The 11,073-nt window shown below is 56.7% G+C and carries 15 protein-coding genes; 3 read left to right on the top strand and 12 right to left on the bottom strand.

What is annotated here, in order from left to right:
• The 9 genes from FH603_RS24835 to FH603_RS24805 all read right to left on the bottom strand — a co-directional run.
• On the bottom strand, nt 1–753 hold a 753-nt coding region (locus tag FH603_RS24835), incomplete at its 3' end, for an NADP-dependent oxidoreductase (RefSeq protein ID WP_186741342.1).
• Nucleotides 754–1,075: 322 nt separating this feature from the next.
• On the bottom strand, nt 1,076–1,888 hold the full coding sequence (locus FH603_RS24830; RefSeq protein WP_186741340.1) for an SDR family NAD(P)-dependent oxidoreductase: 813 nt from the start codon (nt 1,886–1,888) through the stop codon (nt 1,076–1,078).
• Nucleotides 1,889–1,991: 103 nt separating this feature from the next.
• Nucleotides 1,992–2,432 carry an FAD-dependent monooxygenase gene (locus tag FH603_RS28460; RefSeq protein WP_208493174.1) on the bottom strand — a complete coding sequence of 147 codons (441 nt, stop codon included), beginning with the start codon at nt 2,430–2,432 and terminating at the stop codon, nt 1,992–1,994.
• A 41-nt stretch (nt 2,433–2,473) separates the two neighbouring features.
• On the bottom strand, nt 2,474–3,145 hold the full coding sequence (locus FH603_RS29015; protein ID WP_222439562.1) for an FAD-dependent monooxygenase: 672 nt from the start codon (nt 3,143–3,145) through the stop codon (nt 2,474–2,476).
• Nucleotides 3,120–3,692 (bottom strand): FAD-dependent oxidoreductase, encoded by a 573-nt coding sequence (locus tag FH603_RS29010; RefSeq protein WP_208493176.1) that lies wholly within the window; start codon nt 3,690–3,692, stop codon nt 3,120–3,122. The genes FH603_RS29015 and FH603_RS29010 overlap by 26 nt, the downstream gene beginning before the upstream one ends.
• A 235-nt stretch (nt 3,693–3,927) precedes the next feature.
• The gene (locus tag FH603_RS24820; RefSeq protein WP_186741338.1) at nt 3,928–4,791 is read right to left on the bottom strand and encodes a helix-turn-helix transcriptional regulator; all 864 of its coding nucleotides are present in this window, start codon (nt 4,789–4,791) and stop codon (nt 3,928–3,930) included.
• Nucleotides 4,792–4,973: 182 nt separating this feature from the next.
• Nucleotides 4,974–5,732, bottom strand: a complete 759-nt coding sequence (locus tag FH603_RS24815) for an SDR family NAD(P)-dependent oxidoreductase (RefSeq protein ID WP_186741336.1) — start codon at nt 5,730–5,732, stop codon at nt 4,974–4,976.
• A gap of 80 nt (nt 5,733–5,812) precedes the next feature.
• Nucleotides 5,813–6,763, bottom strand: coding sequence for a helix-turn-helix domain-containing protein (locus FH603_RS24810; protein ID WP_186741334.1), 951 nt, complete (start codon nt 6,761–6,763; stop codon nt 5,813–5,815).
• A gap of 248 nt (nt 6,764–7,011) precedes the next feature.
• The gene (locus FH603_RS24805; RefSeq protein ID WP_186741332.1) at nt 7,012–7,923 is read right to left on the bottom strand and encodes an SDR family oxidoreductase; all 912 of its coding nucleotides are present in this window, start codon (nt 7,921–7,923) and stop codon (nt 7,012–7,014) included.
• A gap of 71 nt (nt 7,924–7,994) precedes the next feature.
• On the opposite strand from FH603_RS24805, the gene FH603_RS24800 reads away from it, so the two are divergent.
• Nucleotides 7,995–8,831: an AraC family transcriptional regulator gene (locus FH603_RS24800; protein ID WP_186741330.1), complete on the top strand. Its 837-nt coding sequence runs from the start codon at nt 7,995–7,997 to the stop codon at nt 8,829–8,831.
• A gap of 42 nt (nt 8,832–8,873) precedes the next feature.
• Here the strand turns inward: FH603_RS24800 and FH603_RS24795 are convergent, their stop codons facing one another.
• The 3 genes from FH603_RS24795 to FH603_RS24785 are packed head-to-tail and all read right to left on the bottom strand — an operon-like array spanning nt 8,874 to nt 10,159.
• Nucleotides 8,874–9,332 carry a MarR family winged helix-turn-helix transcriptional regulator gene (locus FH603_RS24795; RefSeq protein ID WP_186741328.1) on the bottom strand — a complete coding sequence of 153 codons (459 nt, stop codon included), beginning with the start codon at nt 9,330–9,332 and terminating at the stop codon, nt 8,874–8,876.
• 15 nt (nt 9,333–9,347) lie between these two features.
• Nucleotides 9,348–9,791 carry an EVE domain-containing protein gene (locus FH603_RS24790; protein WP_186741326.1) on the bottom strand — a complete coding sequence of 148 codons (444 nt, stop codon included), beginning with the start codon at nt 9,789–9,791 and terminating at the stop codon, nt 9,348–9,350.
• Nucleotides 9,788–10,159 (bottom strand): VOC family protein, encoded by a 372-nt coding sequence (locus tag FH603_RS24785; RefSeq protein ID WP_186741318.1) that lies wholly within the window; start codon nt 10,157–10,159, stop codon nt 9,788–9,790. Before FH603_RS24785 ends, FH603_RS24790 begins: the two co-directional genes overlap by 4 nt.
• Before the next feature lie 239 nt (nt 10,160–10,398).
• On the opposite strand from FH603_RS24785, the gene FH603_RS28755 reads away from it, so the two are divergent.
• Both FH603_RS28755 and FH603_RS28750 read left to right on the top strand, forming a co-directional pair.
• A complete protein-coding gene (locus FH603_RS28755; RefSeq protein ID WP_235985596.1) occupies nt 10,399–10,653 on the top strand; it encodes a hypothetical protein in 255 nt (84 codons plus the stop codon).
• Between the two features lie 71 nt (nt 10,654–10,724).
• Nucleotides 10,725–11,072, top strand: a complete 348-nt coding sequence (locus FH603_RS28750; protein ID WP_244968031.1) for a hypothetical protein — start codon at nt 10,725–10,727, stop codon at nt 11,070–11,072.
• The last annotated feature ends 1 nt before the right edge of the window (nt 11,073 follow it).

Below are 11,073 nucleotides of genomic sequence, written 5' to 3'. Positions count from 1 at the left end.
CCGAGACGTAGACAAAACCATAGAAAGTTCGGAGGCTATGCTACGAATTGGCTTTATTTCAATCCTGCTCAATAGGCTGGCCAAATAATAGTCCCAAACATACTCTAAGACGTTTACTGATTTCAACCGCTCTTTGTTGTCCCGAACTGATGAAGCTTCCAGGACGAGGTCCACATTGCGCACCAACTCATCAACTTGCCCAGTCGTATAGTCAATCAACTCATCCGCACCGAGTTGCCTGAGGTAATCCATGTTGTTCCCTGAATCGACCCCGATCACGTAGGCCCCTTTTGCTTTGGCGAACTGGAGGGCAAAACTCCCGACGTTACCCGATGCTCCCTGAATTAAAATGCGTTGGCCCGCCTGTAGCTTGCCGTATTCAAAGATAGCGGTCCATGCCGTGAGCGCTGCCAACGGCACGGCTGCGGCTTCATTAAAGCTCAGGCTCCTGGGTTTATGGGCAAATCGAGTGGCTTTAGCCGCGCAGTATTCAGCGTAACTGCCATCGCCGGGAAAATTAGGGACCCCATACACGGCATCACCTTTCTGAAATCCGGTCACCTCCTCGCCCCATTCCTCTACCGTGCCGGCCACATCCCAGCCCAGGGTCATCGGCAGGGTCAGATTATACCGCAGCGTGGCATCTTTGCCTTCCCGGACCACTACGTCTACCGGGTTCACGCCACTGGCGTACACGTTTACTAAAATCTCATCGGGTGCGGGAACAGGCCGGTCAATTTCTTCGAGGTTCATGGCCTGTGGTCCGCCAAACTAGTGAATGCGCACTGCTTTCATGGCTAAACGTATCGGTTGATTCGAAGCACAAAGGCCGGCATCCCCCAACGTAGCAATTTAGCCGGAATGCCCTTTGTATTAGCCGAAACAGCCAATCATTACGATGTGATTTGTATTCGTTCCACGGCCTGAGTCAAATAGATTGACGAGGCCGGTCAAAAACGCTTAGCGGCCGTCGCCCGGCGTGATTCTTTGCAATGGGGCAAAGAAAATTTCTGGTTTCCCGGATCAACCGTGAATACATTTATGAGAGTAAACACCCCTGGTTTGCGCGGACGGGTTAATTTACGGTCGGCACGTACCCCCCATCGACCCGGAGATTGGCCCCGTTGATGTATCCCGAGCGTGGGCTGGCCAGAAAGGTGACCAGATCAGCTACGTCTGCCGGCCAACCCACGCGGCCCGATGGCACCGCAAAGGGACCGTCCTCTGCCCCAAACAAGGCCGGCCATTGCGATGCGTCGTCGGGCCAGCCAAGCTGCAGGGCAATAGCCCGGAAATCCCGTTCCAGTCCGCTCGTCCAGATGGTGCCGGGGCTAACCGCGTTGCTGGTGACCCCCGTTCGGGCCAGCTCCTTGGCCAGCGATACCGACAGGTTCAGTTCAGCCGCCTTGGTCGCTGCGTAGGCGGCCGTTACGGTTTGAGGGCTGCTGGCCAGACCACTGCTGATGGCAATTACGCGCCCCCATCCGGCTTGTTTCATGCCCGGTACACAGGCTAAAATGAGCTGGACCATCGGCCCGATGGTCCGGGCGTAGTTGTCAACCCAGTCGGCTGGCGTCGAGTAAAACCAGGGCTTGCTTTCCAGCGACCCCGCATTATTGACCAGGATATCGATACTTCCTCCGAACGCGGCCATCGCACGGTCAGCGACCGAACCGACTGTGGCGGTGTCCGATAGATCGCCCAGCACAATGGTAGCCGTTCCCCCATTTGTGCGAATAGCCTCCGCAACGCGTTCGGCCCCGGCTTCATTGCGGCCGTGAATAATGACGGAAGTCCCTTCAGCGGCCAGTGTCAGGGCAATGGCTTCCCCAATCCCGCTGGTACTGCCGGTAACTAAAGCGCGTTTGCCCGTTAATTGTAAGTCCATACTCGTAATGTTCGTTAAACTATCAATAGAGCCGGTTTCGTGAGATGGCTCTGCTAAGGCGTTGTCTGGCCGGGTAAAGCCCTGTCGTAGAAAGATAAAATTGCTACACCGCAACCGCCGATTTATCGTTGGCCACGAACACATGGCTACAATACGTTTGGAGCAGCTCAGGTCGGTCGGCGGGACCGTGGAAGGCGATGTGTCCGTCGGGCCGGACCAGGACGAGTGCCGGAATACCCTCCAGGCCGTAGGCGGCATGGGCCTGACCATCCCGGTCGAACAGGCGGGTCACGGAACTGGCTTCGACGTCGGATGGCATTGGTGCGGCCAGTTCCAGCCGGGGACGAATGAACGCCCACTGACTAACCCCGGCCACTGCCGACAGAAGCTGCGCACCCGCGTCGGATTTTCGCCCATCGAAGGCCAGCAGGCTCCAGCCCCAGGTCCAGCCATCAGGATTGTACAGCGTCGAGAACAAACGGATCGGCTTGCTTTCGTAGTCCGTCACCTCCGCGTCCGGTGCCCGATTGCCCGCCTGCGGCACGTCGGTACGCAGCAGTTGACGCAGACTCAGGTGCTCGTCGCTCAGGGGCTTTTGGCGTAGCTGACCAGCATCTGTTGGAGGTCATCACTGCCGAATAATTGCGAACCCAGGTCGGGAATGACCTTTCCGGCTACATCCAGCAGGGTATCCTCCAGTTTGCTCCGGTACATCAATCGTTTAAATCCGCTGACCTGCTTGTCGTTCAGGTTTTTGTGTTCGGTGTGCCGTTCTCCGTTGTAGCTATCCAGAACAACCGGGCTGGCGTACCCTTTGAGACGCATGGCCAAGCGCCAGGAAATGCCTACGGCGTCGTGGAACCCGGCGTTCATACCCTGCCCGCCAATGGGTAAGGTGTAGTGCCCGGCGTCGCCCACCAAAAAGACCCGGTCTTTAACGTAAGCGGGCGCCACGCCGTACTGGAACCGGCTGTGGCTGAACCAGATTGGATCGGTCAGCGTCAGCGTATCGTCCTCCGTTACCTCCCTGGCCCTGGTCTGAATTTCGGCCAGCGTTGGGTCGCGATCGGGCATCTGGTCATCGTCCTCCAGAAAAAACAGCCGGTGGTAACCACCCCAAACGGGCATTACGCCGGAAAATTCGTTGTGATACGTGAAAAACCACAATTGGTTCGGCTCGGTGGAACGTGGCCAGTGCAGTTTAGCATCTACCTGCCGGTTGGCCCGGTGTTCAAATTTTTTCCGTCTCGAAATCAAGACCAACGGCTTTGCGGATCGTACCCTCGTACCCATCGGCACCCACTACGTACCGGCACCGCAGTCGCTGGGGTTTAGCGTTGGCCTGCTCGTCCGATGCCGTCACGACCGTGACGTAAATCCCCTCGTCATCCTGCTCGATGCTAACCACTTTCCGGTCGCGTTCCACGCTACCCCCCCGCCGGGCAATCTGCTCCGACAGCGTCTTTTCAATGACGTCCTGTCCGCTGTAGAGTACTTTGGGATAAGGACTGTCCACCTCATCCAGTTTGACCTGATCGAGGGGTTGGCCGTCCAGGAATACCGTCTGCTTCTCGATTTGGTAGGCTTGTTCTGCCAGTACGTCCCGCAGGCCAATGCTGGCCAGCAGTTCCTGGGTTCTGGCCCAGACGTTGTTAGCCCTAGAATATTCTTTGGGCTCTTTTCTCTCCTCAAAAATCCGGCAGCGGACGCCGTGGTGCTGCAAAGCACACGCGGTGGTCATACCAATCGGGCCGGCACCGACGATGATTACGTCGGTGTCAAAATTTAGTGAGTCCTGGGACATAGCAGTTTATTAGATTAGGAACGGGATATATTTGTCAACGTGATGCAGCAGCAAACTCCCGGATCGTGGCGTGGCTGCGCGGTTCAGTAGGTAGTTGTCCATGGCCGTACGTATAGCCGCGTCCATGGCGCCAATGCTATGAATCCTTGACTGATAGACTAACGTCCGCAAAGGTCGCCCGTCCCGCTTGCCCGTAGCCCGCATTTCTTGTTGTTTTCTTTTGAATTCCTGCTGTTTAAACCGACTTACCCCGTGAAAATTCAAGCGGACTACAACCCACGATTCGCTTAAACGCAACCGAAAAGTTAGCGGGCGAGGCAAAGCCCAGCGCGTCGCTGATGTCGGCCACCGACGTATGGCCTGCCCTGAGCAACCGCCGGGCACGGCAGATTTTCCAGTTTAAAACGTACCGATAGGGCGGTACGCCGGTTGCCTGTTTGAACAGATGCGAGAAGTGAAACACGCTCAGGTTAGCTAAACCCGCCAGTGTTTCCAGGGTGACGGGCCGTTCGGCGTGAGCTTCCAGATACGCGTCGATGCGAGCTAGTACGGTTGCTGGCAGCGTCCGCCCGTTGGTGACGCGGTGCTCGCAGGTGGCATGGTGTTCGATTAGCTGGTGGCACAGCGCGTTCGTCAGCGATTCGACGTAGAGCAGCCCCAGCGCGTGTTGGCTACCCACGGCAGCTATCAGCTGCCGCCCCAGTTGCAGCAGTAGGGGGTCGTTGAAGTGGAACCGGTCGCGCAGGGTGAACTTTGTCAGGTCCCGCGACTGCTGCGATAGCTGTTTCAGGTGTTGGTCGTCTACCGTCAGATAGATATTATCACAAGGCGCATTGCAGGTTACCGCGTTGTACTCACCGCCGGGATATAACCCCAAATCACCCGTGCGAAATGCCCGTTCCTGCACCTGCGACCCCCGCGGATGCCGCACGATCATGTGGGTTGGCACCTCATAAACAATCAGCAGGTGATGCGCATGGTAATGAGCTGGTATTTCTACGGCGTCCAGTCGGTACTGCTCCACCCGGACACCCCGCCAGGCTAAGGCTTCGCTAGTGATTAAGGGGGGCTGCTCAAAAAGCTCGGTAACGGATGTCATTGCAGGTTTATAGGCACACTAAACCGAAACACCCCGTGTTCCATAAAATTCCAAAATTTACACTGTAGCCTTACTTACTTGCTCTATTACCATAGTCACGCCCGTATCGACGCTCGATAAACGCCAGCGTGGCTGGGTGTTATTGCCTAAAGAGGGGTGGTGGGAGCAGACGTCAGCCAATCTCATAGATTCATGCCCCCCGTTACCTCAATGCGCTGCCCGTTGATCCAGTTGGCTTTTTCGCTGCACAGGAACGCCACGACACCCCCAATGTCCTCCGGCTGGCCAACCCGGCCCAATGCCGTCGCGCCGATGGCGTAGGCCTGTACGTTTGGATCGCGCATAACCCCGCCGTCGAAGTCCGTCACGACACCACCAGGAGCTACTACGTTAGCCGCGATGCCCCTGGCACCAACTTCGAGCGCCAGATAGCGGGTGAATGTCTCCACCGCGCTTTTCATGCTGGCGTACGCCGACTGGCCCGCGAATGAATAGCGGGTCAGCCCGCTCGATATGTTTATGATCCGTCCGCCGTCATTCAGCAGGGGCAGGGCCTTCTGGGTCAGAAAGTAGACCCCTTTGAGGTGAACGTTCACCATCTGATCGAACTGTTCTTCGGTCGTATCGGCAATCAGGGCGTTAACCCCCGTACCCGCGTTGTTGATGAGGAAATCGAAGCGGCCGGTGCCAAATGCCACTTGCAGGGTGTGGGTTACCTGCTCAAAAAAAGTGTCGAATCCGGTGGTATGGGCGGTGTCTAACCGGAGGGCTGCGGCTTTCCGGCCTATACGTTCGATTTCCTGCACCGTTGCCCGGGCTTCGGTCTCGTTGCTGCGATAGGTCAGCAGGACGTCGATGCCTTCCTGAGCTAAATTCAGGGCCATATTTTTGCCCAAACCCCGGCTTCCACCGGTCACTAACGCAATTTTAGGAGTTGTCATTGGCTTGTACTTTTGTGTGTTGTCTTCAGCACAAAGGTCCGCCAGATGACAGGCCGGGTGTTTATCCGGACCAATCCAGTTTATGTATAATTCAAACTATGTGACTGCGACCGGAAAGCACCCGGCGCGAAGGCGGTTTCACGTTTGAAGAACTTGGCGAAGTGGGCTACGTCGGCAAAACCGAGACTGTCGGACAGTTCGGCGATGGTCCAGTCGGTTTGCGTCAACAGTGCTTTGGCTTCCTGCACGATGCGACCGGCAATAAGTTCGGTAGTGGTCAGGCCGGTGGTTTCCTTGACTACTTTGTTGAGGTAGTTGACATGGACCGACAGTTGGTCGGCATACTCTTTAGCACTCCGCAGGCGCAGGTGCTGGTGCGGGGTTTTGAGGGGAAACTGCCGTTCCAGCAACTCAACGAACAGCGCGGTTAGCCGGGCCGACGCGCCGGGGGAAGGGTGTGGGGTCTTGGCCACCTGTAGTTTCTGTCCCAGATGAATCAACTCCAGTGCGTAGGTGCGTAACAAATCGTATTTGTAGGCGTAATCCGAAGCAATTTCGGCTTTCATTTGGTCGAAAATAGTCTGAACGCGCGTGTGTACCTTGTCCGAAAGCGCGAATACCGGGTACCCCTCCGATTTAAAAATGGGCAGTTCGTCCAGCATGACCCCGCTTCGGGTGGGTTGCAGAAACTCGGCCGTAAAGACGCAGAATCGGGCGGTTTGCGGTCCCTGCGGCAACCAGAAAGACGGTGTTTTAGGCGTAGAAAACAGCAGCGTGGGCCGGCTTATGTCAACAGCCTCATCGGGGTACTCGGCACGACTATTTCCGGTCAGCAAACTGATTTTGTAATAGGTCCGGCAGGGAAACGAAGCGGCGGGTGCGGAGCGGGCAGTCGGCGCAACATCATCCAGCTCAAACACGTTGAAATGCCCTACTTCGGCCCGGATTTCGCTGGGCAACAAGGCACGCAGCGCGGTGGCCGAGCCGGTCGATAAGCTATGGCAGAGGTCTTCGAGCGAAGTAGCGTTCATGGAATCATAACTTGTCCGACTCAAAGGTACTCCCGTTTTCCAGACGAAGCCAGTTGAGTAGACTGTTTAACGGGTAATCCCACAGAAAGCAGCGAAAGGAGTCTAACCAGCCCGTTTCCGATAGAATACTTTAGGTCAACCGCCTAATACAAATCAACGGTTATCCGGCAATAGCGTATGGGGTATCGCCAGTTACACAACAGAGATCAGAGCAAACCGCCGGGCAGGCGGTAGCTCGATCCCGGTTTTTAAGAAAACGCAGCCCGGTAATCCTGGGCAAAATCAGCAACGTGTCGGGATGGCTGACCCGTGACCTCCTGCACCGTCTGGGTCACGAATGATGCTTCGCCCCGCTTATAGTGGGCGTAGTCCTCCACCAGCCCATCGGCCTGCCAGTCCGGGAAACCGGCTTTCGTCAACTCATCCCGCAGCACGGCCGGTGGAATATCCACAAAGGTAACCGAATGGCCCAGGCTGGTGCTCAGCTGAGCCGCCAGTTGCGCGTGGGTCAAGGCTTCCGGCCCGGTCAGCGTGTAGATTTTGCCCGCGTGGCCCGGCCCGGTCATTGCCGTAGCGGCTACCCCGGCAATGTCACGAATGTCAATCAGACTGATGGGCGTGTCGCCGATGGGGGCAAAGAGTTTGCCTTGCTCCGCAATGGTCTGTCGGAAGCTGAGCAGCCCCTGCATAAACAGATTGGGGCGCAGAAACGTGTACGCCATGCCTGAATCGCGAATGGCCTGCTCCACAACGGCATGGTAGCGCAGAAATCGTACGGGGGAATCGGCATCAGCCGCCAGCTGGGATAGTTTGACCATATGCTGCACCCCGGCCCGCCGGGCAGCGTCTACAAACGCCAGTTGTTGCGCTTCGGCCCGCTCGGAAGAAGGCGTTAGCAAAAAAGCCCGCTTTACACCGCTCAGGGCGCGTTCCAGACTGGCCGGATCATCGAAGTCGCCAATGATGGCGTCGACACCGGGCCGGGCGCTCAGGGTTTCGGCATCCTGGGCAGACCGCACCATCGCGCGGAAGACGACGCCCTGCCGGGATAATAGGTTCACGAGTTCCGTACCAATGGTTCCGGTAGCCCCCGTAATGAGTAGAGAGGCCTGCTCAGCGGGCGATAAATTGGTAGCTTTAGCATCTGTTTGGGTGTCCATCTGTTGTTTGTGCTTTGTTTGTCTGGCAAAGGTCCGGCGGGTAGCTTATATAAACTTGTAAGAAAACGAACATGGCTTCTTCAATACGTAGTCAGGTGGTACCCGCCGATGCGCGGCTGGATACGATATTCAGTCATTTTTACTGCGTGCAAAACCCGTTGGATGCGCGGGCTGTGCCGCAAAAGCTGCTGCCCACCTACGAGCGGCTGCTGGTGGTCAATTTTGGTCCGCCCATTCCCCTAAGTAATGGGCAGGAACCGTCCGTTATTGAGTTAGTAGGCATACTGGGTCCGTTGCAGCATATGCTGCACTACGAGCTGCCACCCGGGGCTGATTTGATCGTTGTTAACTTCACCCTCGACGGTTTTCACCGCCTGCAAACGCAATTCCTGGCCGACCATCCAGCCGCGAATGACGACGCGGCCAGTGAAGGGCTTCGTGAAGCATTTCAGAGCGTACGGGAGCAGATTGTCTCCTTATCGTCGGCAGATCGGCTGGCGTTTATCAGCGACTATATCCTTTTGAACACCGCCCCGATTGGTGAGGCCACCCATGCACTGCTCGAAAGTATTCCTTACTTCGCTGAATCGGCAAGGGATCCAATCAAAGTGCTGGCCGAAAACCAGGGCGTAAGCACCCGCAGCATCCAGCTTCGTTTTCGGGCGCACCTGGGATACTCGGCTAAGGAACTGGCCCGGTTCCTGCGGTTCAAAAAACTGCTGCGGCAGCTGTGCCAGTCGCCCGGCGACCCCGTAAACTGGATGACCTACGTGGATCAATTTGGGTATCACGACCAGAGCCACCTCATCAAGGATTTTCAGCATTTTCTGGGCCTGAGTCCCCGGCGTTTTCTGCGCGAGTCAGCCCGGGGGCAGGTGTGCTTCAGCCGGTCCGGCAATCATTATTAGAGCCGCAACCGGGGTAAATTAGACGCGGTCACAAAAGCGACTTCATTTGGGCATATTGGCCATTAACTGCTGCATCAGGCGGTTGAAGACGTTGGCTTCCGATTGAATGGCCTGGAAAACGGCCGCGTCGACCTGCTCAACCAACGTATTCGCCTGACCCAGTACCGTTTCGCCCGCCGGTGTCAGCCGCAGTTGCTTCGCCCGGCCATCTTCCGGATTGTCCATTCGCGATAACAACCCCTTCCCTTCCAGCGTCTGCACCACTTTGGAGGTCATCATTTTGTCCGTATTGGCGTAGTCGGCCAGGCGTTGCTGGGTGACCACTTCCCCCCGCCGGTCGAGCCAGTACAGACCGGCCAGCAGCGAGAATTGAGTCAGGGTGATGCCCACGTCCCGCAATCGCTGATTCATCAGCAACTGCCAGCGCATACTCACCTGCCAAAGCAGGTAGCCGTTGTTTTCCTCGGGTTCCGCGTAGGCAAAAATGGGCGAGTTAGTCATACGGGGTTGACTTAATCAGGTTTCATCTTTTGGTGCGCCGTTAGTCATAGCGGATTGAATCAGGGCAAAGTCAGCGGCTGGTATCTCAAAGCAGCCGAATCGAAAGCTATACCCCCAACGTGCCTTATTGCGGATAAACGTAAGCTGCTCCAGCAAGGGCTGAATCGGCGTTTCGGTGACGGACTGGTAGTTTGCCTGGCGTCGGAAGGGCTGAAAATCGGGGCTGACGTCAGCCTGAAACACCGACCCGTTGGCTACCTCACCGAGGGCAACGAACCGCTGATAGGGTTCGGTCTGGCCAAACATCAGCTTAGGGGCGTAGATAATCACTCCGTCGCCGGGCTGCATCCGGCGGAGGGGGCCGGGTTTACCGTGATTGGCCTGCACGATACCCTGCGCCACGCCGTGCAGGGCGTGATCGCGGCTGGCGACCACAACCCAATATCGGTTCTGGCTCATGCGGCTTTGGTTTCTTGTAAGGTTAGCCAGTATCCGTCAGGATCAGCAATGATGGCCGTATTACCAAAGGGGGATGGCTGGACGCCCCGCACCAGCGTTGCTTTCCCCTCGACGCGCTGGAGAAAGGTATTCAGATCAGTGATGGCAAACCAAAGGCTCACACCCCAACCCAGATGAGACGTCGCGTTGAGGTCAACTAAAGGTTTGCGAATGGTGAAGATGGCCCCGTCCTGGGTAGCAAAGACGCAGGCATCGGGGGGCGACTGGTCGGCAGGTTGAAAGTCCAGAACGTCGGTATAGAATTGGCGGGAGACGTCCAGGTCGCTGACCTGGAGCGAGACGAATCCGAGTTGAGTGGGAGCTGACATACGGGATCTGTTTAGTGATTGTGAATTTAGTAGTCGTGACTACTTTATTAACCGAGATCATTTCCTTTTTGTTCAATCTCAGCCTACCTGATTGCGTAGCAGATGGTTTATAATATGTTCAGAGACATTACATTGTCAATAAGTTGCGCAAAAAGTCAATCTGATTTTCGTTATTCGTCAATGGAACGTACCCCGGGGTATGATAGCTTTGCGGCACACATATCCCCCTTCACAAAATTATGTTTTTAGGTCATTTCGGCGTTGGGCTGGCGGCAAAGCCCCTGCAACCGCACGTATCACTGGGTACCCTGTTTCTGGCCGCACAACTGGCCGATCTGCTTTGGCCTACGCTGCTGCTGCTCGACGTCGAGCGCGTAAAAATCACGCCTGGTCTGCTAGAGGCTTCCCCCTTCGACTTTATCTATTACCCCTTCTCGCACAGCTTGTTGGCGCAGGTCGTGTTGGGCACGTTGCTGGGGGGGCTTACGGCCTGATACGGCGTAACTGGCGGGGGGCACTACTGGTGGGCCTGCTTGTACCCAGCCACTGGCTACTCGATTTGGTAGTGCACCGCCCTGACCTCCCGTTCTTTCCCGGCTCCTCCACTAAAGTGGGCTTAGGCGTCTGGCACAGCCTGCCCGTTACGCTCGTGGTCGAATTTGGTTTGCTAGCGTTTGGGGTGTGGGTGTACGTGCGCAACACCCGCCCGCGCAACCGCACCGGACGTTTCGTCTTGTGGGGCCTGGTGGCCTTTCTGGTGGTTTCGTACTTAGGCACTGAGCTGGGTCCGGCTCCCGCCAGCGTACCGGCCCTGGCCTGGGGCGGTCAGGCACTGTGGCTAACCGTAGCCCTGGCTTACTGGGCCGATGCGAACCGGGAAGCGGTGAGCACCGATGCGTACGCAGTAAGGTAAC

The sequence above is a fragment of the Spirosoma utsteinense genome (genome assembly GCF_014282275.1).
In the GTDB taxonomy this organism is placed as follows: domain Bacteria; phylum Bacteroidota; class Bacteroidia; order Cytophagales; family Spirosomataceae; genus Spirosoma; species Spirosoma utsteinense.
This window is presented reverse-complemented; position numbering and strand designations above follow the sequence as displayed.

What these genes read in the sequence shown, in the direction of transcription:
- FH603_RS24830 (WP_186741340.1), bottom strand. Translation starts at nt 1,888, where the DNA reads ATGGACTTACAATTAACGGGCAAACGCGCTTTAGTTACCGGCAGTACC.
- FH603_RS29010 (WP_208493176.1), bottom strand. Translation starts at nt 3,692, where the DNA reads ATGTCCCAGGACTCACTAAATTTTGACACCGACGTAATCATCGTCGGT.
- FH603_RS24820 (WP_186741338.1), bottom strand. Translation starts at nt 4,791, where the DNA reads ATGACATCCGTTACCGAGCTTTTTGAGCAGCCCCCCTTAATCACTAGC.
- FH603_RS24815 (WP_186741336.1), bottom strand. Translation starts at nt 5,732, where the DNA reads ATGACAACTCCTAAAATTGCGTTAGTGACCGGTGGAAGCCGGGGTTTG.
- FH603_RS24810 (WP_186741334.1), bottom strand. Translation starts at nt 6,763, where the DNA reads ATGAACGCTACTTCGCTCGAAGACCTCTGCCATAGCTTATCGACCGGC.
- FH603_RS24805 (WP_186741332.1), bottom strand. Translation starts at nt 7,923, where the DNA reads ATGGACACCCAAACAGATGCTAAAGCTACCAATTTATCGCCCGCTGAG.
- FH603_RS24800 (WP_186741330.1), top strand. Translation starts at nt 7,995, where the DNA reads ATGGCTTCTTCAATACGTAGTCAGGTGGTACCCGCCGATGCGCGGCTG.
- FH603_RS24795 (WP_186741328.1), bottom strand. Translation starts at nt 9,332, where the DNA reads ATGACTAACTCGCCCATTTTTGCCTACGCGGAACCCGAGGAAAACAAC.
- FH603_RS24790 (WP_186741326.1), bottom strand. Translation starts at nt 9,791, where the DNA reads ATGAGCCAGAACCGATATTGGGTTGTGGTCGCCAGCCGCGATCACGCC.
- FH603_RS24785 (WP_186741318.1), bottom strand. Translation starts at nt 10,159, where the DNA reads ATGTCAGCTCCCACTCAACTCGGATTCGTCTCGCTCCAGGTCAGCGAC.
- FH603_RS28755 (WP_235985596.1), top strand. Translation starts at nt 10,399, where the DNA reads ATGTTTTTAGGTCATTTCGGCGTTGGGCTGGCGGCAAAGCCCCTGCAA.